This is a genomic window from Staphylococcus delphini, from assembly GCF_900636325.1.
Taxonomy (GTDB): domain Bacteria; phylum Bacillota; class Bacilli; order Staphylococcales; family Staphylococcaceae; genus Staphylococcus; species Staphylococcus delphini.
On the sequence record NZ_LR134263.1, the window covers coordinates 2,121,214 to 2,147,296 of the forward strand.

Below are 26,083 nucleotides of genomic sequence, written 5' to 3' on the forward strand. Positions count from 1 at the left end.
TCCGCGCAACTCTTTTTTAATGACAATACACCACGCGAAAATGAAAATGATTCGAATATGGATTAAATTTTTTCTTTTAACGTGATTCCGATTGGGATATACTGTAATCAGTGTTCTTATAGAAGGAGGAAACAATGCATGACAAATAAAGTGTGGTTCCGAACGGGTGTAGCCCTACTACTTTTATTTTTAATCATCAAATTATTTTTAGATGTTAACCACATATTTATGCCAATCATTATTATCATTCAATCTATTATATTACCTTTATTGCTGAGTGGTTTTTTATTTTACATCTGTTTGCCATTCCAAAAAATGCTCGAGAAGCGTCATCTGCCGAGATGGGCAAGTATTACGATTATCTTACTTGCATTAACAGCAATGATGGCGGCAGTTATTGGTGTGATTGGACCGGTTATTGCCACGCAAATCGAGAATTTAATCCATCAAATTCCATTTATTCAACGTGAAACTGAACGTTTAATTAATTTTGCACTCGATCAACGCGATCGCTTACCTGATCAAGTGACAGAAAAAATTAACGACATCGTGTCTTATTTAAGTCAGATGGCTTCAGACCTGTTGTCTAACTCGCTTAACATTATTTCAAGTATTGTGTCGACATTGTTCTTATTGATTTTAGTACCATTCTTCTTGATTTACATGTTAAAAGACCACGAACGTTTTATTCCAGCTGTCGCAAATATTTTTAATGGCGAACGTAAAATTTTCATCGTTAACTTATTAAAAGATTTAAACCAAACGCTGATGTCATACATTCAAGGTCAAGTGACAGTGAGTTTAATTCTTGGGGCTATTTTATATATTGGTTATTCGATTATCGGGTTAGAGTACACAATGCTCTTAGTCATGTTTGCGATTGTAGCGAATATGATTCCGTTTTTAGGTCCTTGGATGGCGTTCTTACCAGCCGGTATTTTAGGCTTAATTCAAAGTCCAACCACGTTCATTTGGGTCTGTGTCATTACTTTGATTGCGCAACAACTAGAAGGTAACGTCATTACACCTAACGTCATGGGTAAATCACTAAACATTCACCCACTCACGATTATCATTGTGATTTTAGCTTCAGGTAGTTTAGGTGGCTTTACACTGATTTTAGTCGCAGTACCCCTTTATGCTGTACTTAAAACTATCGTACGTAATGTGTTCAAGTACCGTCATCAAATTATGCATAAAGCCCACAGTGACGTCGATGATAAAGGAATGCTTTAATGGATAAACAAACATGCTGACTTCAACTTTGGGGTGAGCATGTTTTTTATTTATAGTGATAAAATTAACTTTAACATCGACGGATCATTCAAAATTTTTATATTATTATAAGATTTGAAGTTTTGTCTATCTTAGGTCTCACCCTTATTTGGCGAAAAAAACATATGAACAAATACATTAGACAAAAATCCCTGTATGTGCTATTTTGTAAGTATAAAACGGAGCTGGGACATTAAGATTCCTCAGCTCCTTTACTATATTTTGTTGTGTATACCAAGTGATAAGGCTTGAAAAAATTAAGCCTCAAGCCATACATAGATTGCATATTCATTAATGACTTTAAAACGGTCGGAAAATGAGCGTGAATGGGATAAAAATTGATGCTATTGTTTTCTTGATTTCATAAACTTGCCTTCAGTTCTGTGTATTTGATATAAGATTGCTCAGAAGGCTGAGACTCCTGAGGGATCAGCTGGTCCGGAAAATCCACTAACGCTTCAACAAATGTAACAGTTTAATCAAGCGTTAGTTAGTTGAAGGGCCAGCCCCTAGGAACGCGAAGCCATGAAGGCAATCTAAAGCCACAAATCATAGGGAGGCAAGTTTAACAAAAATATTGCATCAATAGCATCAAAAATTTTTATGTCCCATCCCCTCAGTGAGACCGTTAAAAAGACGGTGGCAATAGTTTAGTTATTAAAAAATAACCATCACACTTCCCAAAAGTTAGAGATGGTTATTTTTTGAATGTTTGTAGTGACTAGGATTAATAGGTCTGCAAGTCTAAGCATCAAAAAAAGACACCCTTTCCAAATAGGTGGGTGTCTTTTTTATTATATTTTATCGAATCGCGTGATAACCTGCGTCAACATGAATATTTTCCCCTGTTACGCCAGAAGAAAAATCACTTAATAAGTACGCAGCTGTTTTCCCGACTTCTTCTTGATCGACATTACGTCTTAAAGGCGCGCGTTCTTCAATTTCTTTTAAGATGCTTGTGAAGCCTCCAACGCCTCGTGCACTTAATGTACGGATGGGGCCTGCAGAAATCGAATTCACACGAATGTTATCTTGACCTAAGTCTGCTGCTAAATATTTCACAGATGCTTCAAGACTTGCTTTTGCAACACCCATTACATTGTAGTTCGGTACTGCAAATTCGCCGCCAATGTATGATGATGTCACGATACTACCCGCTTCATTCATAATTTTACGTGCTTCACGTGCGACAATCGTTAACGAATACGCACTGATGTCATGTGCAAGTAAGAAACCGTCACGTGATGTATCTGAGAAACGACCTCTTAATTCTTCTACACGTGCAAACGCGATAGAATGGAATACACCATCAATCTTGCCAACTTCTTGACCAATTTTTTCGAAGCCATTGACAACCTCTTCATCACTTTGTACATCGATTTGATACACATGCTTTTCAGATTGATTCAGTTGATCGATCAACTTATCTAATTCATTAAAACTTCTCTCTTTTCTGTATGTAAACACTAATTTTGCGCCTAATTGGTCTAATACTTTTGCTACACCGAAACCAATACTACGCTTGTTTGCGATCCCCATAATTACAAAAGTTTTACCTTCAAGATTCATCACTGTAGATTGCTCCTTTACGTTTAATAACATGATTATTTTAATTTTAACATCTGGTACTAAATTTTGAAAAGTATTTCCCTTTTGAAGAAAGCGACACAGCCTTGAAATAGTTAACGTCCATATTTCAAAACTGTGTCTAAGTTCAGTTAAAACATTTCTAATTCTATTTTCAGTTGATCGACGTATTCTTTCGTTCCTGTCACAATCAATCGGTCACCATATTGGAGTTGTGTATCCCCGTGAGGCACGATTGATTCATTGTTTCGAATAATACGGACAAAGATAATATCGCCGCCAAATGGGAAATGACGGAGTTGCATATGGTCGAAAGCGTAATTGTACATACCAATTTCGTACAATGATGTTTCGACGTTGCTTAATAAGTTCAGCATGTTTGGTGTCTCAATCATGCCTTTTAATAAAATTTGATTACTTTGGAAATTACTGAACAATTCGATGCCTTGGCTGCTCAGTTCTTGAGATTCGTCATTCGTTTCGAGACGACAAATAACGCGTTCGACACCGTGTTCTTTAGCCATTAATGCTACACGACGGTTAATTTCATCATCGTTAGTTGAACATACGACAATATCACTATCATACAAACCTAACCGCTCCAATATATCTGAATGGTAGTCTGTAATTTCAATCATCGTAATGTCATCTGACAATACGCGATGATCTGATAAGTCTTTTCGGTAGTACAATGAAATTTCATATAACTGTGAACGCAATCCCTGTGCAATCGGAATCGACAATTGGTTTTTCCCAATCATACCCACTTTAATGGAACGTTGCATTTCATCAGGAATCGGAATTAATTTCTTAAAGACAATCGGCACAAAGACACATGTAATGACAGCACTCAAAATTAAAATACCAGAAATTTCTTCACTGATCGTGCCAAGTTTTTCAGCAATTTTGGCCGCTGCAATGACAAGTGAGAGTGTCGACGTTAATAAAAATGCAGACGCAATCGTTGTCTTCATATCAAACCATTTTTTCAGCAGCATAACAGGAATTAATTTAGAAATAATAAATGCAATGATGAGCACTGGAATAATGAGTAATACTTTAGGATCACTAATTAATGATGGAATGTCCAAATCCACACCAACCATAATAAAGAATATCGGAATGAAGAAGCCATATCCAAATGAGTCGAGCTTTTCAACCAAATCTTGTGTGGGTCCGAGTAATGACACGACAACACCTGCTAAAAAGGCACCTAAAATATGTTCCGCACCGACACCTTCAGCTAACGCAACAAGTAAGATGATGAGTGCGAATACAGCCCGAATCCCAATTTGTGTCGTTCCAGCCATTAACTTTTCTAAAAATGGTGCTTTTTTGAATAAGCCACCTAAGAAATAGAACACAATTGTAAAGACAACTAAAATACCGATTAACCAAATCGTGCCACCACCTGAAGCATGTAACGCACCATAAGCAGTGAGTAACAGCATCGTTGCAAGGTCGGCTAATACCGCAACTAACAAAATTAATTGGCCAATCGTCGTACTCATTAAGTTCATTTCCTTCAACGTTGGAACTACAACACCTAATGAAATTGTTGAAATGATAATAATCATGAGCAGCACGTCATCGATTAAGCCTAGCCATTGAAAGGCGTAAGCAAGTATCACCGACAAAATCATAATCAACATAAATACGCTTAATGCGAGTTTAAAATGACTCGGACTTTGTTGTTCTTCATCTTTTTTCTTTTTACCTTTATCCTTTTTAAATGCTGAAAAGTCAATTTCCAAACCACTTAAAAACATTAAAAATATAAAGCCTAACGTCGACAGAATATTTAACATTTCGTCACGATGAACGAGGTTTAAAAACGAATTTCCGATGATGATCCCCATTAAAATTTCGGCGACCACGACAGGTAAAAATGATATTTTCAACCTATGAATCAAAATCGGCGTCATCATAGCAGCTACGATGACGACGACAAGCGATACAAATCCCATGGGTACCCCCTCAAGTTAAATATGACATAAAAGTCGTAGCTAATCCGAAATAAATCAACATACTAACAATATCATTAATCGTTGTAATAAACGGACCACTCGCAACAGCAGGGTCAATACCTAAACGATTGATCACAAGTGGAATGACAGAACCAATCGTTGTCCCTACTGTCATCGCGATTGTCAGACTTGTCCCTACAATCAATGCAAGAAAAGGTTGACCGTACAACAACATAATAATCAAACTTAAACTTATTGCACAGGTAATTCCTGTCAAAAAGCCACTGCCTGATTCACGTAATGCAAGTTTAATCTTACTTTTTTCTTTAATATCACCTGTTGAAATATTACGAACAGATACGGCAAGCGACTGGGTGCCTGAATTTCCGGACATCCCGCTAATAATTGGAATAAATGCAGCTAATAGCGCCACTTTTTCTAACGTTTCTTGAAATGAGCCTAAAATGGATGCTGTAATCATACCTAATACGGTCAAAATGAGTAACCACGGCAAACGTTTTAAGGCGGTTTGGAAGATCGTATCATCAGTTGAGTCGATATCCGATACCCCGGCTAAACGAGAGTAGTCTTCGCTTGCCTCTTCATCCATAACGTCGACGATATCGTCAATCGTAATAATCCCTAACAGATGATTTTGGTAATCTACAACCGGCATCGCGATAAAGTCATAGTCTCTCATCGTTTGCGCAACATCTTCTTGGTCATCAGCGACATTGGCACTAATGACACGTTCGCTCATAATATCTTCAATGTACGCATCATTTTCGGCAATAATTAAATCCCTTAATGAAATAACCCCGACCAGTTTTTTATCTTCATCCACGACGAAAATCACATAAATGGTTTCGGCGTCTGGCGCTTGATCTTTCACACGCATTAACGCTTCATGTACTGGTGTATTAATCGTGAGTGAAATATACTCCGTCGTCATGATACCGCCGGCTGTATCTTCGTCATAATGGAGTAATGCTTTAATTTCTTTCGCTTCTTCGCGGTTCATCAACATTAATAAACTCGCGATTTTCTTTTTCGAAAGCTGGTTTAAAATATCGACCGCATTATCGTAAGACATCTGCTCGAGCACTTGACTCGCATAAGTCGCATTCATCGTTTCAAATAATGCTTCGTAATCTTCCTCATCAATCTCTAAATTCTCAAAGAACTCCGAAACTTCTTCTGGAGATAAAAATCGATACATTTTTTGACGGACATCATCGTCACTGACTTCGAAATATTCGCTTTGTTCATATGAGTGCAATGCTAAAAACTCTTCACGAAAGCCGTCAATATCCCCTTTCGCGATGAAATCATCTAACAAAGCTTTGTTGAACAGTTCTTCGTCACCTAACAAGATTTGTTCATTGTCGTTCACCACGTTTGCCACCTCCATCGTTCCTGTAAATCTACAAAGTGGTTAATAATTGTTCGAAGTGAGGCTGTTCACTCTTGATTGTCAGTTGTTCCTGAGTCAATGGATGTACAAACCTGACCTCCGCACATTTTAATAATTGGGTTTGATACGTATGATGTGCCTGTCCATATAATGTATCGCCCACTAATGGCGCCCCTAACCATTGAAAGTGCACACGAATCTGATGTGTCCTACCCGTTTCAAGTTTAACACGGCACCATGTATAAGTCTTGAAATTTTTAAGTGGCCAATAAATGGTTCGCGCTCGTTTTCCCTTTTCCGAGACAATTCGATTAATAATACTATCTGACGCTCTTGCAATCGGTTGATCAATCTCGCCTTGTGTTGTCAAAACGCCTTCACAAATACATTCATAATACTTCTCTATGTCGCATTGATTCATGAGATGATGCATATGACGTGATTTTGCGATAATGACGATACCCATCGTATTGCGATCCAGCCGTGTGACAATATGCGGAATCCCGCGTTCACCACGCTTTTGCATATGTGCCAACGCTTGCTCGACCAAACTTTCATGTGGATGCTCACGTGAAGGTGCGGTATTTTGATGGCTCGGCTTGGCCACAATCAACAACCACGTATCCTCATACAAAATATTTAAAGGCGCATCGTAAGGCTCAAGATACGGACTCGGTAGCTCTGTCGGCAAATGGACTTCCAATATATCACCAACTTGCAAAGAATAGCGTACCGTACGTGCCGTGCCATTAACAAGGAGAGCGCCATCTTGTTTAATGGCGCTCAACGTCTTTTTTGAAAATTGTTGTTCATATAAAAATGTTTTTAACGTTGTCGATTCCGTCACATGATATTTAAAAATCACAATGATTCACCGCTAGAAATGAACGAATCATGCACACGTTTCCAAAATGGGAAAGGTCTAAAACGTGCAAATCGTACTTTTTCATTGGCGACGCGGTATTGGACAGCGTTCACATTTTTATGTTTGACGCTAATATGATCGACAGTCGACAAAATCGTACCGTGATTGACAGGTTTCACATGACAAGTATGGTGTTTAGGCAAGACGAGCGGCGATCCGACTGTACGGAATACTCTATTATTAATCGACGCAATCTCAGTCAACTGAATCGCTTCTAATGACGGATGAATGAGCGCCCCACCTAACGCTTTATTATAGGCCGTCGAACCTGATGGCGTAGAGACACACAGCCCGTCACCTCTAAAACGTTCAAAATGTTGACCCCGAATATCAATATCTACAACTAACGTACTGCCATTTTCAGTTTTCATCGTTGCTTCATTTAATGCAAGATAACGCGTTTCATACCCTTCATCGTTATAACGGACAATCACCTCTAACAATGGGTATTCAATCACTTGAAACTCAGCTTTATTAATCGCGATAACCAGCTTTTCAACTTCATGAGGAAGCCAATCTGCATAAAAACCGAGATGCCCAGTATGTATCCCGACAAATGCGCAACGTGACAACATATGGCTATAATGGTGGAACGCTTGAAGTAAAGTGCCATCACCACCGACAGAAATAACAATTTCAGGGTTTTCAGCATCCTCTATCATATTAAAGTCTTGCATGTGACACATCATTTTATGCTTCAATGCTTCTGATTTAGGATCTCCCTTAGATAAAATAACGTAACGCATTTATACACACCTCAATCATCATGATCATGCTTGCTGGCACGCTTTTTAGAATAGTACTTTTGTGCCTCTTGAATTTCTTCTTTGATCTCAGACATTTCTTCATCTAAAAGAAAAGCGGCTTCAGCGGCACGTTCGAGTCTCGTTTGAATTTCTGGTGGATAGTCACCATCATATTTATAACGCAATGTATGTTCAATCGTCGCCCAAAAGTTCATTGCGAGAGTTCGAATTTGAATTTCCGCGAGTATCGTCGTCGTACCATCTAACGTTTCGATGGGATACTCAATAATGACATGATAAGAACGATAGCCACTTTGTTTCGTATTGCTAATGTAGTCACGTTCCTCGACTACTTTGAAATCTTTTCGTTGACGCAATAATGCCACAACAATATCAATATCATCTACAAATTGACACATCATTCGAAGTCCTGCGATATCATACATCTCTTCACGCAGACAATCGAATGCAATCCCCCTTTTATTCGCCTTATCAACAATACTCGAAATCGGTTTGACGCGACCCGTGACAAATTCGATTGGTGCATTATGTTCATTCACTTGATATTGTTTGCGCAAACCTTTTAATTTCACTTTTAATTCATCTATGGCTTGTTGATAGGGTGCTAGAAAAATTTCCCATTGGTTCATCTTACCTCACTCCGCTTCATTCGAGTTCAAATGTTTCTTCAACAGCAGACACAAATTCTTTCCCATAGTTGGAATTACCTTTAATATTATCGAGCAAGTAATCTAATTCCTCAGAAAACTTTGTGAGCGTTAAGGAATCATTAATGACGATCTCTTTATCTCGATGTTCGTGAAGCATTGACCAAGTTTCTTCTACAAACAATAAGTATGAGAATGAAGAGCCATCGTCTAATAAATAAACAAAAGCATGACGGTCACTATCGGCGAGCATTTGCCCGACTTCTGTTAGACCTTCTGTAGGTTGATCCGTATAGCATAAAATACGGTTATCTTGAATTTTTACTTCGTTGACATAAATACGCATATACTTTCCTCCTCATCACATAACATTTTATCACAATTCACGCACACTCTCATTGGTGAACTCTACCCTATTCTAAATACTTTTCATTCAAGTATCAATTCGGCATAATATGGCATAAGGAGTGATTTCATTGGCAATCGAACGTGAAATAGAATTTAAACAATTATTGGACGCAGACAGTTATACATCTATCAAAACACAATATTTTAACAATCAGACCCCTTTTAAACAAGTTAATTACTATATCGATACAGATGATTTTCAAATACAATCTCAAAAAATGGCATTGCGCATTCGCGAAAAAGCTGACGGTACTTTTGAACTGACATTAAAAGTCCCTGACACAGTCGGTTTGTTAGAATACAATGCGCGACTCCACATGCAACCAGCAGAAAATATGATACTCGAACCTTCTGATATCGATGACGACATACGCGAAGTCCTTGAGCAGCGACATGTTCAATTAGATGCACTAAAAATTTTAGGTGCTTTAACGACGTATCGATTAGAAACGCAGACAGACGAAGGGTTACTCGTACTTGACCATAGTCTGTACTTAGGCACTGAAGATTATGAGCTCGAATTTGAAGTACATGATTTCGAAGTCGGTCAACAAGCTTTTAACAATTTATTGGCACAGCTGAAATTATCACCTGTTGTCCCGAAAAACAAAGTGCAACGCTTTTTCGAATATCAACGCAAACATCAATGAAAAACTTAAAAGCTTTATAGCATATCATGCGTTTTTCTTTATCTCTTATTTCATAAACTGTAAAATAATAAAAATAACATTTTGAAAGTAGTTTTGAGAGAAAGGTAATGCGTACGCCTTGGCTTAATCTCTATCTATTTAATGACGCTTAAAGGATACAGAAGGTGATTTTTGCACGTTAAAAATCGTCATCTTGTACCTTCAATTTATCCAAAAATTCTATTCAGTACAGCGATAAACACGAAACATCTTGTATGTAAGTGTTTTTGCTTTGAAATGTAAAAATTCATGTTATGATTTATATATAATAAGTCATATGAGCGGTGATATAAATGACACAAACGCCTTATGAAGTGATTGGACAAGAAAGGCTCTATCAGCTGATTGATCACTTCTATAGCCTTGTAGAACAGGATAATCGTATTAATCATTTGTTTCCAGGTGATTTTGCAGAAACAGCACGTAAGCAAAAACAGTTTTTAACGCAATTTTTAGGGGGCCCCGACTTGTATACCCAAGAACACGGCCACCCGATGTTAAGAATGCGCCATATGCCTTTTGCTATCGACGACAAAGCGAAAGAAGCTTGGCTTGAAAATATGCATACTGCCATCACGCACGCCCAACTTCCTCATGGTGCGGGCGATTATTTGTACGAAAGATTACGTTTAACAGCAAATCACATGGTCAATATAGAAAATTAATTGTAGGTGAAATAACATGACGAAAGAATTGAGAGCTATTGTAAATACTTGTCGTGAAGATTCAAATCTTTCACCTGTCAGTAAGATCGAAATCTATTCTTTTTTTGATCCATTTGACAAAGACAGTTTTAAGCTATCGGCCGTTTTGTCAAAGTTAAGAATTGAATATCATCAATATATCCGTATTCGTCATATTTTAAACCCATCATTGCGGGTACTCACGAAATGTCAGGCACAAAGTACATCAGATCGAGACAATATTGCACTCGCCTTTAAAGCAGCAGAGCTTCAAGGTCGTGCACGCGCGCATCGTTTTATGCATCTCATTCAAAATGAAATTATACCGAAGCGCGATATTGTGACAGAGGACATGATTGCGAAATGTATTATTAATGCTGGGCTAGATTATAATGTTTACCTTGACGATTTAAAAAATGGACAATTACGTGAGAGTTTGAAAGTCGACCTCCATATCGCACGAGAAATGGAAGTCGAACAAGCCCCTTCTTTAGTCTTTTTTAATGAGGATATTCAAGCTGAAGGGTTAAAAGTGGAAGGGCTTTATCCGTACCATATTTATACGTATATCATTAACGAAATGATGGGATCACCTATAGAAAAAAGCTTACCACCTAAATTATGCGAGTATATTCAACAAAAGCAACTGGTGACTGAGGAAGAGTTACTCACTATTTATGAATGGCCAGAAAAAACATTGCAAAAAGAGTTAAAGAAATTAATGTTGCAGCAGAAAGTAAGAAAATTGAATTATCCAGACGGCGAATTTTGGAAGTCGATGATGTAAAGAGGTGTCTCGTTTGTGGGGCCCTCTTTTTTACATTGGTTTTGAACGCTGTGCACATATTTTATTTTGAAGGTACTATCTATTTGCAATGGCATCATTTACAACCTTCTATCCCCTCATACGACTTGCATAGGTCTAAAAATTTGAAATGCTCACGTTCGAATAAGAAATGTGCTTCTCTCTTTTTAAAGTTCTCCCATCATCATAGTAAATCACGAATCAGTGTGGCGATATGCAAGCACAAGTTCGAGGGTTTTCAATCCATTTTTATAAACTTGTTTGATAAAGTATTAAAACGCTTTGTACTTCTTCTACAGCAAAGTGATTGAATAGAAAAGATAACGATAACATACATATAGAGGCTTTTTAATCAACCATTTTACTATAGTCAACTTGGAATGACTTCTCATACACACTTTTATATTGTGCACTTCTTATAAAATAAAGCGTGATAGCTATAAACGGAATATTTTGTTGATTAAGTGGAATGTTAATCATTTTGAGTGTCATAAATGTAGGGATTATTGTTAATAAACAGGAAATGAAAGTATTAAAAAAACGCCGTGTTTTGACACGGCGCTAAACAAAGGGGATGGGAGAAATTTTTCACTTCAAACAAAGGGGTATGTTTGTAATGTGATTAATTTCATGTTCATAATATATCACGTGTGTGATGTTGTTTCAACCCATTTAAACCCAGAAATTAAAACTTTCACAAATCTGACATATTGTAAACGGATTCAGCATCATCAAGCTTTCATTAATTTTTCAAAAGCGTCTAATTTTTGTTCAAACACTTTACATGCGTCCTCAATTGGACCTGGTGTTGTCATATCGACACCGGCATTTTTCAAGATTTCGATTGGATAATTTGAGCTTCCTTTTTTCAAGAATTCATTGATATAACGTTCAACAGCAGGTGCACCCTCTGTTAGAATTTGATGACTTAAACTTTGTGCTGCACTGTAACCTGTCGCGTATTGATAGACGTAATAGTTCATATAGAAATGCGGAATGCGTGACCATTCTTTACTAATATAATCATCTGTTTCAACAGTATCACCGAAATATTGACGGTTTAATGCAGCATATTCTTCGTTCATACGTGTTGCTGTTAATGGTTCCCCTGCTTCTTCAATTTGGTGAATTTTATGTTCAAATTCTGCAAACATGGTCTGACGGAATAACGTTGCACGGAAACGTTCTAACTCTTGGTTGAGTAACAGTAAACGACGCTTGTCATCTAAATTTTGCTCCATGTAGTGGCTTAATAACGCTTCATTACATGTTGATGCCACTTCCGCTACGAAAATAGAATAACCGCTCATATTCGATGGTTGGTTTTTACGGCTGAAATAACTGTGCGCTGAATGACCAAATTCATGTACTAACGTATACAAGTCAGATACTGTGTCAGACCAGTTTAATAAAATGAATGGATTGGTTTTGTGTGAACCTGATGAATAAGCACCTGAACGTTTACCTTTGTTTTCATAAACGTCGACCCATCTGTTATTCAAACCTTCTTTAATGACATTTAAATATTCTTCACCCATCGGTTCAAGACCTTTTAACATCCACTCAACCGCTTCGTCATAAGGCATTTCAAACTTGATGTCCTTAACCATTGGCGTATACATATCGTACATTTTCAGATCATCGACACCGAGTAATTCTTTTCTTAATTTTGTGTAACGATGTAACAGTGGTAAGTATTCATGAACTGTTTTCACGAGATTGTCGTAAACTTCTTCAGGAATATGGTTGTTCCCTAATGCTTGCGCTCTTGCACTCTTATAGTTGTGAGAACGTGCATTAAACACATGCTTCTTCACTTCACCTGCTAATGTTGCCGCCAATGTATTGTTATAACTACCATAAGCTTTATAAATGTTTTCATAAGCTGATTGACGTAAAATACGATCATCTGACTCTAAATATTTGATGTATGAACCTTGTGTCAATGCATGCTTTTCACCGTCTTTGTCTGTGACATCATCAAAAGTTAAGTCGGCATTATCAAACATACTGAACACATTGCTCGGTGTAGACAACGCATCTTGTGCTTCAGTTAATAATTTTTCTTTTTCTGCATCTAAGACGTGCGGACGTTTTTGATTAATTAAGTTCAAATCAAATTCGAAACGTTTTAATCCTTCATGCTTAGCAACGTAAGATTCGATTGTTTTTTCATCGATTTGAAGTAATTCAGGTACTAAGAAACTCCATGCCGAACTTAATTTAATCGCTAATTGATGTGCACGCACCTCAAAACCTGTGTATTTGTCATTCGCTGTATCTTGGTCTTGCTTTAAATGTGCATAAACATAAACTGATTCAATTTCTGTTTCAATTTCATCTTCTAATGAAAGGGCTTGATACAATGTTTCGGCGTCATCACCTAAATGGCCTTTGAATTGCTCTTCTTTTCCAAGGTAGCTTTCAACTGTTTTAAACGCTGCTTCCCAAGCCTCATCACTTTCGAAAATTGTCGTGAGGTCCCATGAATACTCTGGATATTTCTGCTCTTGTTGTTCTCTTGTCAATTGTTGGCTCATTATAAATTCCTCCTCGTGATGTATGTAATACTTCTATTTTCTCATTTTTCTCATAATAATGCACTCTATATACCTACAAATTGAGAACTTTTAAATAACGCTGTACGATTCGGTTGATGATTTGTTGACGATCGCATGCCTCTACCGCAAAATGACGAAACTTTAATTGCTTTAACAACAGTGAATGACTCGGTATACCTGCTTGAAGACATTTCAATATATACAATTGCCATAACACTGGATGCGTATGGATGTATATTTGTTCTGGGAATAAAAAGCCTGTAACTTTCGCGACTTGTTCGTCCAACATGCGCATTTGATACATTAATGACAACGTAGGCTCGAGCACACTGTTTTGACGCCGACATTGCTGAATGTATTTCAAAATTTGAGATGTCGACAACTTTCTGACAATCACATCATACTGAGGATCCTGCTGTAATGCGTGGCTAAATGCTTGAATAGAAAGGGGTGTCAACTCTCCATGAAAAGTTTTAGCGGTAATCGGCATAATGCGAGATAATCTGAACAACTCACATGACGTCGTATCTATACAATATAACGTTTTTGTAGAAGGCATAATGCATTGTTGTTGCAGTTGTGATAACACATAAAGCCCTTTTTTCATTTGAGGTTTTTCGACTAACCATAAAACGTGATATCCCTCACTTTGCAATCCTTCTGTCCGTGCTCTCATCGTCTTTATCGCAATAGAACTCAGTTGAATCTCGATAGCCCATGTTCCAAAAATAATATCTGGAATTTGTGCAATGTTTTTGATGTAAGGTTCCAATTGTGTTGACGAATCGACCTTACAAAGTTGTTCATACAAAGTAGCTTTACATCGTGCGTGCTGAACAGACTCTCCTTTTAAATGTAAATGTCCCATTGAATGCCGATAATGCGCAAAATGAGCCCCTTTTCGCACCCCTTGCCTTAAAATCAATACCTCTTTACAAATTGGACAATGATACACTTCTTCCTTACGTGCCTGCGTTGCTAAAATTTGTTGTGATTGCACATTATAAGCTGTTAACATCTTTTTTCACCTCATCCTATTACACGTTTAAGTTTGTAGAATTACTTTGGGATAAGGTAAATTTTTCCGCAAATAAAAAGACCAAGCGCCAATGACACTTGATCTCTTTTGAATTTATTTGATATTCAATTTATTCTGCTTCAGGGAAATAACGCTTCACTTGTTCTACCACGTTATGACTCATCACAATTTTACCGTAATCATTCAAATAAAATTCTGTTTTATCACTTGGTGCAGTAAACTCTAAAATTTGGCCATAATAGTCATGGATGTGCGATTCTGCAACAGTCTCATCAAAATGAACAACATAATAATACGTGTCATCTAGCATATAAAGTAAGTCTTCAAATTGTGTCAGACGTTGATCATTTCGGTGTGCATAAGCAATCACATCTTCTAAATCTTCAAACTTAAAGATGGCCGTACGTGTTGTTGCACGATTTTTATTTGAACGTTTACGATATGATTGTTCTGTATCTTTATCATTTTCTGTTTCTTCATCTTTCAACGACTGTGACAACAATTCATTGAGTTGACTGTCAAATTCATCAAAGGCGCTATCTTCTTCAGACATTTGCATTAAATCATCATTTTTAGATTTTGAAATGGTTACTTCGACACCTTTTTCGAAGGCATGTACTTGAATCCACAATGGCCCTTCAACCACAAAATCTTCTTCTTCGTTGACTTCTTCCATGACTGACCAAAAAAATTCTTCTCCGCGTTTACGGTTCGTCCAAAGATCTTCACGTTTGAATCCACGTGCTTCTATATCTGTATACGTAATAAAAAGTTTTACTGTCATGTCATCAATTCGTTCTATTCTCATATCATCTCACTCCTTACAGTCGATGAATAGTAATCCTATTGTATTAAACAACTTCCAAAAACTCAATCTATTTGTCTGTATTATACAATCTTTCAAGAATATTCTATATTAAGTATAACACAATCTGTTTATGGCACCATTTTTTATAACTTCCTCTATGTCATGTTCATTTTATACCTAGACTTTACAATGACAATATTTTGAGAGCAATTTATTTTAATTGTAAATGTTATAGCGTGAATATCGCATGGATAAAAACAGAAAAAGGACCGGAACGTCAAAAGTTCTAGTCCTTTAATATATAACTTCATTACGATGAAAGCTTAATCTACCATACGTTGCGCTTCTTGTAATTGGAACGTACGTACTTTACGTGGTAAGAAACGACGAATTTCATCTTCGTTGTAGCCCACTTGTAATCGTTTATCATCTAAAATAATTGGTCGACGTAAAATACCAGGATTATCTTGAATAATCGCATATAAATCTTGAAGAGGTAGTGCGTCGATATCCACGTTTAATTTTTGGTATGTTTTAGAACGTGTTGAGATAATTTCGTCCGTTCCATCTTCAGTCATTTTTAAAATTTGTTTAATTTCATCTAAAGTTAAATGTTCAGAAAAAATATTTCGCTCCGTATACGGAATGTCATGTTCTTGTAACCATGCTTTCGCTTTACGGCAAGATGTGCAACTTGGTGAAGTAAATAATGTTACCATACATCTCACTCTCCTAATTTAATGAAAATGAATTCATTGTAATTTAACGTTTCAAGATTGACTGCTCAATATGTGTTAAAACAATTCAAATCTTTACGTTTTCGCTTCTAACGCTATGTTTCTATTATACACCTAAAACATTAAAATTAAATGAGAAAAATGCAAAATAATCCAATGATTTCAATAATCAGACTTTAGTAGTAGTTTTGTAAATCCAATCATTACGTTCATCATATCATAACTTACAAACGATGAAAATACTGTTACAATAGGAGTATCGATTAAACATGAAAGAAAGTAGGCTATCCAATATGAAAACGTTATTCTCAGGAATTCAACCGAGTGGTATCCCCACAATCGGTAATTACATCGGTGCATTAAAGCAGTTTGTCGACATTCAAGATGCGTACGACTGTTATTTCTGTATCGTGGACCAACATGCGATTACGGTACCACAAGATCGTTTGAAATTAAGAAAACAAATTCGCCAACTCGCAGCAATTTACCTTGCGACAGGGCTTAATCCAGAAAAAGTAACATTATTTATTCAATCCGAAGTGCCAGCCCACGCACAGGCAGGATGGATGCTCACAACGATTTCTTCTATCGGCGAACTGGAACGTATGACACAATTTAAAGATAAATCTCAAAAACAAAGCGAAGGTATTCCAGCTGGTTTATTAACTTATCCACCTTTAATGGCAGCGGATATCGTCTTATATAACACTGACATCGTGCCTGTGGGTGATGACCAAAAGCAACATATCGAATTGACACGTAATTTAGTAGACCGTTTCAACAGTCGCTATAATGACGTTTTAACAAAGCCAGAGATTAAAATGCCAGAAGTCGGCGGTCGTGTGATGAGTTTACAAGACCCTACTAAGAAAATGAGTAAAAGTGATGACAATCCTAAAAACTTCATTTCTTTATTAGATGAGCCTAAAGTCGCTGCGAAAAAGATTAAAAGTGCCGTGACAGATTCGGATGGGATTATCAAATTCGATAAAGAAAACAAGCCAGGCATTACGAATTTATTGACGATTTATTCTAGCTTAACAGGTGAGTCGATTGCGTCATTGGAGGATCGTTATGCAAATGAAGGTTATGGTAAGTTCAAAGGAGATTTAGCAGAAGTGGTTGAAAACTTCTTGACGGATTTCCAAGAGAAGTTCAATAGTTTTTATGGATCAGATGAGTTGGATAGAATTTTAGATGAAGGCCGCGACAAAGCACATCGCGCATCATTTAAAACATTGAAAAAAATGGAAAAAGCAATGGGGTTAGGACGTAAGCGTTAATTAGCTTAGCACCACAAAAACAAACCGGTGTAATCTATCGATTGCTGAATCATTCTGCGCTTTCCTAGGGGCTGAACCTTCAACTAACCAACGCTTTGATTGTACTGTTACATTTGTTGAAGCGTTGGTGGATTTTCCGGTTCAGCTGATCCCTCAGGAGTCTTGAATGATTCTTGCAATCTTGCAAACGTGCATTACTTATTGATATGCTTTGTTACGGCCTTAACCCATTGCTTTTGAAGGAGAGACTGTATCATGTGAGTCTCGACCTGGTCGCTGTTTGCTTTGCAATTTTTTTCTGCTGTTATACCCCTTTTTGCTTCTATAGATTCAAAACTTTTCACTGACCTTAACCCATTGCTTTTAGGTAGAAAATCATAATTAATACATCCGGTGCGCGTCAGTTTTTGATGATTTTATTTTAGTGCTTTATTGATGTGGGAAAGAATGAGAGATGATTATTGGTCAACCGAAAAGCGATAATATATTACTATTGTAGAACTTTTAACAGCGCTACTTTACAGAAATAGTCTCTTTTTATCGATATACGTGCAATGTAACCTTCACAGCTTCTTCTTTCTTTAATCTTGTTCGTGCATGACTACCGACTACCGGACGGACGAGACCCCCGGTGTAAAGTAAAAAAATAATAAAGTATATGATGTTTGAATGTTGTCAACGTTTAACGCAGTAGCTATCCAGATAACGATAAATGAATGCACTGGTGGTAAATACATTTTTCTATTCTCTTGGTGCTACTCAAATTCTAACGCAATAACAGGACAAAAATAGGTTGAAAAAAGGCAAAACTTCTTAATGACGTTATTTGAGGCGGTTACATGAAATTGCTCTCTTTCCTTGCTCCTTTTCGTGCAAGATTGCCAGATGGACGAGATCCCCGATGTAAAGCAAGAAAAATAATAAAGTATATGATGTTTGAATGTTGCCAACGTTTAACGCAGTAGCTGTCTAGATGACGTTAACTGAGTTGATGAAATGTGAGTGCCCTCTTTCCTTGCGCCTACTCATGCAAGATTGCTGGATGGACGAGACTCCCGAGGGATCAGACGAAGCCGAAAATCCAATTTGGCTTCCATCAAGTGTATACCTTAATCAAGCCAAATTTAGTTGAGACGAGTCCCCTGGGAAATGCGAGTCCAAGACAGCAATCGTATGCATGTGACATGTTCATAATGGAAAGATGACACATTCAACACCCTCTATCAAAAAACGTGCGACTGCATCGAATCTCTCCTACACAGTCACACGTTTTTTAATGACTTCTTTCAACTATTTCTCTTTTTTCTTACCTGTTTCTCTATCAATACTCTTATCGATATAAGCGTATTTCAATGTTGTATCTCCAGCGAAGTTATGATAATAAAGATTTTTCACTTGTGGATTTGTTAAATGCGCTTCACCTTTTTGATAAATTGGTGCGATGGGTGCTTCAGCTAATAATAATTCTTCAGCTTCCACTAAAGTTTGGTTACGTTTTTTAACATCAGTTAACAACGGTCCATTCGCATCTTTAACTTTTTGATCGTACACTTTATTACTCCAGCCTGTGTTGTTAACAGAGTTTCCTGTTGTCATAATGTATAGATATGTCATCGCATCAGGATAATCTGGTGCCCAACCAGAAATAGAAATATCATAGTTCCCACTTTGTTCACGTGCAAGACGCTGTTTGAATGGTAATTGTTGAATTTTGATTGTAACCCCCGGTAAGTTTTTCTCAATTTGCGCTTTAATAAATTCAGCGGAAATTTTAGAGCCTGGTGTATCTTCAGTATTAACTGTAAATGTAAATTCTTTTTGACCTAATGCTTTTTTCGCTTTTTCATAGTTAGCTTTCGCTTCACTTGGATTGTACTTTAATGGTGACTTAATTTGATCTGTATAATCTTTACCATTTGGGTCTTTTGCTGTTGCCTTTGCCGTAAATCCATCAGTTGGCTGCGAACCATTATTAAGTACGGAGTCGACATACTCATCTTTATTAATCGCTTGTGCCAATGCAAGACGCATATCTTTATTTTTCAATGCAGGCACTTTATCTTGGTTTAATTTCAAATAAAACGTCGATGCAAGTAAACGTTTTTTTAATGCCGGTGAATCTTTATATTTGTCCACCTGCTCTGAAGTAATCGTCGTATCATCGACTGACTCTGTATCGTAGAGTGACGCACCTGCTTGACCGTCTTTTAACACTTTATAGTTAATTTTATCAAGTTTGACAACATCTTTATCCCAATACTTGTCGTTTTTCACTAATAAAATTTTATCTTCAACGGCCCATTGTTTCACTTTAAATGGTCCATTATACACCGCTTTTTCAGCAGTTGTACCATAGCGATCACCAAATTTTTTCACGACTTTTTCATTTTGTGGTAAAAACGTACCGAACGCTAACATTTCTTTATAATATGGAATCGGTTTTTCCAATTCAAATTGTAACGTGTAATCGTCTAGAGCCTTTACCCCAAGTTCTGACGGTTTCTTTTTACCCATATTGATTTGTTCGGCGTTTTTCAAATCATACATAATGTACGCATATTCTGAAGCTGTATCTGGGTCTAACACACGGCGCCATGCGAAGACGAAATCGTGTGCTGTTACAGGATCCCCATTCGACCATTTCGCATTTTTACGTAACTCGATTGTCCACGTTTTGCCGTCATCTGAAATTTTCGGTTGACCTTTCGCAACACCTGGTACGGCATTATCGTTACCATCTAATGTATATAAACCTTCATACACTTGGTTGAACTTATCAAAACTGACTGTATCTGTCACTTTTGCTGTATCGAGTGAGGACATATCTTGAGGGATAACTTTACGGAATACCTGTCCTTCATCACTATAAATACCACCATTGTTACCACAAGCTGCTAATACGAGTACTGATAAAATAGATGTGATTAATAATTTAAATCTATGTTGCTTTTTCAATTATGATTCCCCCTTTCCGTCTTTATACACCGACTGATTGGTGTTCCGTTTGAAATTGTTTCAGTTCTTCTTCTGTCGCAAATACATAATGATCTTTCGTACATTCCACTAATCGACGTTGATCATTTTTCGTATGATCCTCTTCATAAGCGACACGTGTTCTTGTACGCTCACTGTCTGGATCAGGTTGTGGTACGGCAGATAATAAAGACTTCGTATAAGGGTGAATCGGATTGTGATAGATTTCATCAGCAGGTCCGAGTTCTACAATTCGTCCAAGATGCATCACAGCAATGCGGTCCGAGATGTATTTCACCATTGATAAATCATGCGCAATAAACAAAAATGTAATGTTGCGTTCACGTTGTAATTTTTGCATTAAGTTCACAACTTGTGCTTGAATCGATACGTCTAATGCTGAAATAGGTTCGTCTGCAATAATGAATTCGGGTTCCACAGCTAATGCACGGGCAATCCCGATACGTTGACGTTGACCCCCAGAGAATTCGTGCGGATAACGATTGGCATGACTTTTTCTTAATCCTACAGTTTCCAACAAATCATAGACACGCTTTTTACGGTCTTTACTGTCTTTCGCTAAACCGTGAATATCAATCCCTTCCGCAACAATATCCATCACTTTTAAACGTGGATTCAGTGATGCGTATGGATCTTGGAAAATCATTTGAATCTTTTTATTAAATCTCAATAAATCTTTACGTTTTTTAATTTCTTGAATGTTAACCCCTTCGTAAAGCACCTGTCCATCTGTCACATCGTTCAACTTAATGATGGCTTTACCTGTTGTCGATTTACCAGAACCTGATTCGCCTACAAGTCCGAAAGTTTCCCCTTTAAAAATTTTAAAAGAAATATCTTCAATCGCACGAACTTCATTGCGTTTGCCTTGATTGAAATATTGCTTTAAATTTTTCACTTCAACTAATACTTCTTTTTCATTCATTAAACGACACCCTTTCTACGCGTTCTGGTTTGGCAAAGTTGTTCGGCATTGGACGTTGCTTACGCTTTACCATTTCTGGCGGTTCAACTTCAGGTGCACGTTCATCTAACAACCATGAACGAACAAAATGTGTTGGCGACACTTTAAACCATGGCGGTGCCTCTTTGAAATCAATTGCCAACGCATACTCACTCCGCGCCGCAAAGGCATCTCCTTTTGGTGGACGTGTTAAATCTGGTGGTGACCCTGGAATCGCCATTAACGCCGTATCATCAGCCATTTCTAGATCTGGCATCGATGACAATAATCCCCATGTGTATGGGTGTTTGGGGTCATAGAATATTTCGTTGACATCGCCTGTCTCAATCATTTGCCCCCCGTACATCACCGCAACACGATCTGCCACATTCGCCACGACACCTAAATCGTGGGTGATAAAAATAATAGACGTATCAATTTTTTGTTGAAGTTCTTTCATCAAGTCTAAAATTTGTGTTTGCATCGTTACATCAAGTGCTGTTGTTGGTTCATCCGCAATTAAAATTTTCGGTTCACATGCCAGTGCCATCGCAATAACAATACGTTGACGTTGACCGCCTGAAAATTGATGTGGATAGGCATTGAAACGCTCTTCAACACGTTTTAAACCAACCAATTTTAACAACTCGACGGCCCGTTTTTTCGCTTCAGCTTTACTTAAGCCGATATGACGAATAATGGGTTCCATCACTTGTTTCCCAATTTTCATCGTTGGGTTGAGTGACGTCATCGGATCTTGGAAAATCATTGAAATTTCTTTCCCACGTAACTTCATGAGTTCTTTTTCTGATTTTTGGGTTAAATCTTCCCCATTAAAAATAATACTACCGTTTTTAATGCGCCCTGTTTGACCTTGGAATAATTTCGTAATGGCTTTCGTTGTTACAGATTTTCCTGAACCTGACTCCCCAACGATGGCCAACGTTTCACCTTTATCCAAGTACAAATCCACGCCTCTAACCGCTTGCACTTCCCCTGCTTCAATATCGAAGGAAACATGCAAGTCATTGATTTCTAATACACGCTCAGACATTGTACATTCCTCCTTTATTTACGCATCTTAGGGTCAAATGCATCACGCAATCCATCACTAAAGAGATAGAAAAATAGAATTAATAAACTTAACACGACCGCTGGAATAAACAATTCATGCGGGTGGATGAGTAACATGGCACGCCCATCGTTAACAAGCGAACCTAATGATGTTCTTGGTGCTGGAACCCCGATACCGATAAAGCTTAAAAATGCCTCAAAGAAAATCGCATTCGGCACAGTGAACATAGACGTTACAATAATCGCACCTAACGTATTCGGTAAAATATGTTTGAAAATTAATTTTAAATTGGATGACCCTAACGTGCGTGACGCTAAAACGAATTCTTGGTTTTTCAATTTTAAAAATTCTCCACGTACGACACGACTCATGCCAATCCATCCTGTAATCGTCATCGCTAAAATAATTGTCCAAATCGATGGCGCAAAAATTAAGACGAATAAAATGACGACAATTAACGTTGGAATTGAAGAAATAATTTCAATAATACGCTGCATGACATCATCGACGCGTCCACCGAAATAACCAGAAATCGCACCGTAAATGACACCGATAAAAATGTCTAACAACGCTGCAACGAGTCCGATAAAGAGTGAAACTTGTGTCCCTTCCCACGTACGCGTCCATAAATCACGTCCGAGTTGATCTGTTCCAAACCAGAAATTTTCAGTCACATTTGCCTTTTCATAAGCATTCCCATCGACACCTTGACCATCAAATGGGAGGAACGGCACTTGATCTAATACTGCAATTTTCGCCGGTAAGTTACGACGTTGGACATCTTGTTCTGCATAATCGTGACCATTTAACAGAGGCCCGATTAAAGCGAATAAGATGATAATCACAAGGCCTATCATCCCAACTACCGCAAGTCTATTACGCTTTAATTGTGCCCAAGCATCTTGCCAAAATGTGCGACCCTCACGTTGAAATTCTTGTTCTCCACTATCCGGTGCACCTGTACGAATAAAATCTTCGTGCATAATTCCAGAGGTTTGCGCTACTGTCGCGCCTGAATGATCATCTTGTGGTAAATGACGTTCTTGATTTGACATTATTTTTTACCCCCTTGCAAACGAATTCGTGGATCAATCAAACCGTAAAGGACGTCCACAATGAAAATTGAAGCGATAAACAATGTACTGAATAGTAATGTGATCGCCATAATCACTGAGAAGTCATTTGTCGTAATTGAACGCACAAACTGGTCACCAAGTCCTGGCACACCGAAAATATTTTCAATCGTTAATGTCCCAGTTAAAATACTTGCTAACATCGGTACAAGGATTGTGACAACTGGAATGAGTGCGTTTCGTAACGCGTGTCCGAATAATACTCTTGCTGTCGAATTCCCTTTTGCTCGAGCAAGTAATATGTAATCAGAACTCAACACTTCAATCATTTCTGCTCGAATGTATCGTGCAACTGTCGCTAATACAACTGCTGATAATGCGAGTGATGGTAAGATTGCCGTAGATATCCCTTCCCAACCTGCTACCGGGAACCATTGTAAACGTACCGCGAACACGTATTGCAATAATACGGCTAATACGAATGACGGTACCGAAATGGCGATAACCGATATAAAGGTGGCGAGATAATCGACCCATGTGTTTTGTCGGGTCGCTGCAATCACTCCGAGTATCACCCCTAAAATGACACCAATAACCATCGCAAATAAGCCCATTTGAAACGACGGCACGAGTCTCGGTTTGATGAGATCCCAAACAGGTTGGTTGTCATATTGGAATGAATTACCAAAATCTCCTTTTACAACATTTTTCATATAGTTGCCGTACTGAACAGGTAGTGGATCATTTAATCCATATTTCTCATTCAAAATTGTCTTTTGTTGTTCACTTAACTTTTCATCGTTAAATGGTGAACCTGGCATTAATTTCATCAAGAAAAATGTAATGGTTACAATGATGAATAGAGAAATGACCATATACAGCAAACGCTTTAACGTATATCTAAGCATTGATTTTTACCCCCTACTTACGAATTAACATTCCCTTCCAAATTTTCAGAAATATTAATGCCATTATAGACTTTTCATAAAATTTAATCAATACAGTTTTAATTTAATGCAATAAAGTTTATAGCGTTGCAAGCTTTGCACCAACCGTTTTAAACGTTAATAAAATTTTTGGCTGTTAAGAATTTAATGCCAAATGATGCACTTTCGTTTACAATGATGTAAGTAAATACTAAAAAGGACTGAAATGATGAAAACTTTAAACAAAAATGCACTGATTTATATTTTATTGACACCTATTGGAAGCTTGATGATATGGGCATTGACGACGCACACTGTGACGCATCTATTGAATATTTTTTTTACTTTTTCTGTCTTAGTCGGCATCCTTTTATTCACTTTATTAGTTGTGCAAGAAGGGATACTTGACGTCACTAGTTATGGTTTTAGAAAATTTCGTTATCAAATGATGCGCAAAAAAAATCGCTCACGTATAGAAGATGATGAATTTTTTAACCCTAAAGAGCCTAAAAAAGCACATCATTTCGTATCACCATGGATTAAACCTGCTTTAATCATGCAGCTCATTTACTTTTTATTAGCGATCATTATTGCATATTTAATTTAAAAAACTGTATATGTGTTATGCACAAATGTTTGTTTAGCATGTATATGAAGTCTGATTATTCCGAAATGTCACTGTGATGCTTGATTACTTTGAAGTTAGCCATATCATACAAGTTCAAAGTATTTATTTCGTTAATAGACATCTAGCGATACATACTGCTTTTATAGCCATATAGCAGTATGACGGCAATATGACTTTATTGCATAAACGGAATGTTTGTGACGACTTTCTACTATTATATAGTGACTTATTACTATTTCATTTTCAAATCAGACCCTCATGTAACCATTCAAATGTACTTCTAATACAAACAGTGATGTATAACTATTCAAAGATATGAAAATTGCTTTAACCATGATATGACCCAAAAAGACGAGGCAATTTAGAATGACCTCGTCTTTTTTATAGTTGAAAAATTAACAGAATTTTCTTATTTCACCATCATTCATTAAAAGTGATCATCCTCGCTCGTTATCTCAATGTTTAAAATCAATAGCCATATTAAAAATTTATATGTCATCTCCATGATATTACAAGCATTATCCTTACTCATTGTTGCATCTACATACTTTTCACTCACGCATCCTATGCTCGTCTATAGTTTGATATTGCTCAGTAACGTGTGGTTAGGCTGTTCAATGTCGCTGAATCATATTCCATTTCAAATGATGATGCATCAAATGATTGAAGAACATTTCAAATCACGCGTATTTTCATTAACACAAAGTATTGTATCCGGTTTGACCCTCTTATCGTATGTCTTATTTGAGTTGTTAGTCCCGCTTCACTATGGTATCGTCTATGTCGTTTGTGCTGTCCTCGCATTCATCGTCGTACTGTTTTTTAGAAAAAGTTACAGACATGAATAAA

Annotated in this window: 23 protein-coding genes; 7 read left to right on the forward strand and 16 right to left on the reverse strand. The window is 37.3% G+C overall.

The features are described 5' to 3' along the window. The first annotated feature begins 138 nt into the window (after positions 1-138). Positions 139-1,236, forward strand: a complete 1,098-nt coding sequence (gene cozEa, locus EL101_RS09960; protein WP_096542730.1) for a lipoteichoic acid biosynthesis protein CozEa — start codon at positions 139-141, stop codon at positions 1,234-1,236. Positions 1,237-2,076: 840 nt separating this feature from the next. Here the strand turns inward: cozEa and fabI are convergent. From fabI to EL101_RS09995, 7 genes are all read right to left on the reverse strand, one after another. After that, positions 2,077-2,847, reverse strand: coding sequence for an enoyl-ACP reductase FabI (fabI, locus tag EL101_RS09965; protein WP_019165976.1), 771 nt, complete (start codon positions 2,845-2,847; stop codon positions 2,077-2,079). Positions 2,848-2,993: 146 nt separating this feature from the next. Continuing rightward, on the reverse strand, positions 2,994-4,829 hold the full coding sequence (locus EL101_RS09970) for a monovalent cation:proton antiporter family protein (RefSeq protein WP_096596545.1): 1,836 nt from the start codon (positions 4,827-4,829) through the stop codon (positions 2,994-2,996). A 10-nt stretch (positions 4,830-4,839) separates the two neighbouring features. Next, positions 4,840-6,225 carry a magnesium transporter gene (mgtE, locus tag EL101_RS09975; RefSeq protein WP_179299318.1) on the reverse strand — a complete coding sequence of 462 codons (1,386 nt, stop codon included), beginning with the start codon at positions 6,223-6,225 and terminating at the stop codon, positions 4,840-4,842. A 28-nt stretch (positions 6,226-6,253) separates the two neighbouring features. Beyond that, complete coding sequence (locus EL101_RS09980) at positions 6,254-7,108, reverse strand: RluA family pseudouridine synthase (RefSeq protein ID WP_096596543.1); 855 nt, start codon at positions 7,106-7,108, stop codon at positions 6,254-6,256. Next, a complete protein-coding gene (locus EL101_RS09985) occupies positions 7,105-7,914 on the reverse strand; it encodes an NAD kinase (protein WP_096596542.1) in 810 nt (269 codons plus the stop codon). Before EL101_RS09985 ends, EL101_RS09980 begins: the two co-directional genes overlap by 4 nt. Before the next feature lie 11 nt (positions 7,915-7,925). Continuing rightward, positions 7,926-8,564 carry a GTP diphosphokinase gene (yjbM, locus tag EL101_RS09990; protein WP_096542743.1) on the reverse strand — a complete coding sequence of 213 codons (639 nt, stop codon included), beginning with the start codon at positions 8,562-8,564 and terminating at the stop codon, positions 7,926-7,928. A gap of 16 nt (positions 8,565-8,580) precedes the next feature. After that, on the reverse strand, positions 8,581-8,928 hold the full coding sequence (locus EL101_RS09995) for a UPF0738 family protein (RefSeq protein WP_019165980.1): 348 nt from the start codon (positions 8,926-8,928) through the stop codon (positions 8,581-8,583). Positions 8,929-9,058: 130 nt separating this feature from the next. Between EL101_RS09995 and EL101_RS10000 the strand changes: the two genes are divergently transcribed. The 3 genes from EL101_RS10000 (at position 9,059) to yjbH (ending at position 11,149) form a co-directional block, all read left to right on the forward strand. Next, positions 9,059-9,640, forward strand: coding sequence for a CYTH domain-containing protein (locus tag EL101_RS10000; protein WP_096596541.1), 582 nt, complete (start codon positions 9,059-9,061; stop codon positions 9,638-9,640). 332 nt (positions 9,641-9,972) lie between these two features. Next, positions 9,973-10,344 (forward strand): truncated hemoglobin YjbI, encoded by a 372-nt coding sequence (locus EL101_RS10005; protein WP_096542747.1) that lies wholly within the window; start codon positions 9,973-9,975, stop codon positions 10,342-10,344. 16 nt (positions 10,345-10,360) lie between these two features. Beyond that, on the forward strand, positions 10,361-11,149 hold the full coding sequence (gene yjbH / locus EL101_RS10010) for a protease adaptor protein YjbH (protein WP_096596540.1): 789 nt from the start codon (positions 10,361-10,363) through the stop codon (positions 11,147-11,149). Positions 11,150-11,898: 749 nt separating this feature from the next. On the opposite strand, the gene pepF is transcribed toward yjbH, so the two are convergent. The 4 genes from pepF to spxA form a co-directional block, all read right to left on the reverse strand. Further along, positions 11,899-13,707: an oligoendopeptidase F gene (gene pepF, locus EL101_RS10015; protein ID WP_096596539.1), complete on the reverse strand. Its 1,809-nt coding sequence runs from the start codon at positions 13,705-13,707 to the stop codon at positions 11,899-11,901. Positions 13,708-13,780: 73 nt separating this feature from the next. After that, positions 13,781-14,746, reverse strand: a complete 966-nt coding sequence (locus EL101_RS10020) for a competence protein CoiA (RefSeq protein ID WP_096596538.1) — start codon at positions 14,744-14,746, stop codon at positions 13,781-13,783. Positions 14,747-14,876: 130 nt separating this feature from the next. Further along, the gene (gene mecA, locus EL101_RS10025) at positions 14,877-15,575 is read right to left on the reverse strand and encodes an adaptor protein MecA (RefSeq protein WP_096596537.1); all 699 of its coding nucleotides are present in this window, start codon (positions 15,573-15,575) and stop codon (positions 14,877-14,879) included. Positions 15,576-15,898: 323 nt separating this feature from the next. Then, on the reverse strand, positions 15,899-16,294 hold the full coding sequence (gene spxA, locus EL101_RS10030) for a transcriptional regulator SpxA (RefSeq protein WP_014614374.1): 396 nt from the start codon (positions 16,292-16,294) through the stop codon (positions 15,899-15,901). Positions 16,295-16,605: 311 nt separating this feature from the next. On the opposite strand from spxA, the gene trpS reads away from it, so the two are divergent. Continuing rightward, positions 16,606-17,595, forward strand: a complete 990-nt coding sequence (gene trpS / locus EL101_RS10035; protein WP_096596553.1) for a tryptophan--tRNA ligase — start codon at positions 16,606-16,608, stop codon at positions 17,593-17,595. A gap of 1,290 nt (positions 17,596-18,885) precedes the next feature. Here trpS and EL101_RS10040 read toward each other — a convergent pair. The 5 genes from EL101_RS10040 to opp3b are packed head-to-tail and all read right to left on the reverse strand — an operon-like array spanning position 18,886 to position 24,588. Then, positions 18,886-20,550, reverse strand: coding sequence for a peptide ABC transporter substrate-binding protein (locus tag EL101_RS10040; RefSeq protein ID WP_096596536.1), 1,665 nt, complete (start codon positions 20,548-20,550; stop codon positions 18,886-18,888). 22 nt (positions 20,551-20,572) lie between these two features. After that, the gene (locus EL101_RS10045; protein WP_096596535.1) at positions 20,573-21,514 is read right to left on the reverse strand and encodes an ABC transporter ATP-binding protein; all 942 of its coding nucleotides are present in this window, start codon (positions 21,512-21,514) and stop codon (positions 20,573-20,575) included. After that, the gene (locus tag EL101_RS10050) at positions 21,507-22,586 is read right to left on the reverse strand and encodes an ABC transporter ATP-binding protein (protein ID WP_096596534.1); all 1,080 of its coding nucleotides are present in this window, start codon (positions 22,584-22,586) and stop codon (positions 21,507-21,509) included. The genes EL101_RS10045 and EL101_RS10050 overlap by 8 nt, the downstream gene beginning before the upstream one ends. 14 nt (positions 22,587-22,600) lie before the next feature. Then, the gene (gene opp3C, locus EL101_RS10055) at positions 22,601-23,662 is read right to left on the reverse strand and encodes an oligopeptide ABC transporter permease (RefSeq protein WP_096596533.1); all 1,062 of its coding nucleotides are present in this window, start codon (positions 23,660-23,662) and stop codon (positions 22,601-22,603) included. After that, positions 23,662-24,588, reverse strand: coding sequence for an oligopeptide ABC transporter permease (gene opp3b, locus EL101_RS10060; RefSeq protein ID WP_019165993.1), 927 nt, complete (start codon positions 24,586-24,588; stop codon positions 23,662-23,664). Before opp3b ends, opp3C begins: the two co-directional genes overlap by 1 nt. A gap of 244 nt (positions 24,589-24,832) precedes the next feature. Between opp3b and EL101_RS10065 the strand changes: the two genes are divergently transcribed. Further along, positions 24,833-25,213 carry a DUF3899 domain-containing protein gene (locus tag EL101_RS10065; RefSeq protein ID WP_240622760.1) on the forward strand — a complete coding sequence of 127 codons (381 nt, stop codon included), beginning with the start codon at positions 24,833-24,835 and terminating at the stop codon, positions 25,211-25,213. A gap of 524 nt (positions 25,214-25,737) precedes the next feature. Further along, on the forward strand, positions 25,738-26,082 hold the full coding sequence (locus EL101_RS10070) for an MFS transporter (RefSeq protein WP_126489885.1): 345 nt from the start codon (positions 25,738-25,740) through the stop codon (positions 26,080-26,082). Position 26,083: the final 1 nt, after the last annotated feature.

Coding starts and splice junctions, on each gene's coding strand:
- EL101_RS09970 (WP_096596545.1), bottom strand. CDS start 4,829: ATGGGATTTGTATCGCTTGTCGTCGTCATCGTAGCTGCTATGATGACG.
- opp3C (WP_096596533.1), bottom strand. CDS start 23,662: ATGTCAAATCAAGAACGTCATTTACCACAAGATGATCATTCAGGCGCG.
- EL101_RS10020 (WP_096596538.1), bottom strand. CDS start 14,746: ATGTTAACAGCTTATAATGTGCAATCACAACAAATTTTAGCAACGCAG.
- spxA (WP_014614374.1), bottom strand. CDS start 16,294: ATGGTAACATTATTTACTTCACCAAGTTGCACATCTTGCCGTAAAGCG.
- EL101_RS10050 (WP_096596534.1), bottom strand. CDS start 22,586: ATGTCTGAGCGTGTATTAGAAATCAATGACTTGCATGTTTCCTTCGAT.
- EL101_RS10065 (WP_240622760.1), top strand. CDS start 24,833: ATGATGAAAACTTTAAACAAAAATGCACTGATTTATATTTTATTGACA.
- EL101_RS10045 (WP_096596535.1), bottom strand. CDS start 21,514: ATGAATGAAAAAGAAGTATTAGTTGAAGTGAAAAATTTAAAGCAATAT.
- trpS (WP_096596553.1), top strand. CDS start 16,606: ATGAAAACGTTATTCTCAGGAATTCAACCGAGTGGTATCCCCACAATC.
- opp3b (WP_019165993.1), bottom strand. CDS start 24,588: ATGCTTAGATATACGTTAAAGCGTTTGCTGTATATGGTCATTTCTCTA.
- mecA (WP_096596537.1), bottom strand. CDS start 15,575: ATGAGAATAGAACGAATTGATGACATGACAGTAAAACTTTTTATTACG.
- EL101_RS09995 (WP_019165980.1), bottom strand. CDS start 8,928: ATGCGTATTTATGTCAACGAAGTAAAAATTCAAGATAACCGTATTTTA.
- yjbM (WP_096542743.1), bottom strand. CDS start 8,564: ATGAACCAATGGGAAATTTTTCTAGCACCCTATCAACAAGCCATAGAT.
- pepF (WP_096596539.1), bottom strand. CDS start 13,707: ATGAGCCAACAATTGACAAGAGAACAACAAGAGCAGAAATATCCAGAG.
- EL101_RS09985 (WP_096596542.1), bottom strand. CDS start 7,914: ATGCGTTACGTTATTTTATCTAAGGGAGATCCTAAATCAGAAGCATTG.
- EL101_RS10005 (WP_096542747.1), top strand. CDS start 9,973: ATGACACAAACGCCTTATGAAGTGATTGGACAAGAAAGGCTCTATCAG.
- EL101_RS10070 (WP_126489885.1), top strand. CDS start 25,738: ATGATATTACAAGCATTATCCTTACTCATTGTTGCATCTACATACTTT.
- cozEa (WP_096542730.1), top strand. CDS start 139: ATGACAAATAAAGTGTGGTTCCGAACGGGTGTAGCCCTACTACTTTTA.
- yjbH (WP_096596540.1), top strand. CDS start 10,361: ATGACGAAAGAATTGAGAGCTATTGTAAATACTTGTCGTGAAGATTCA.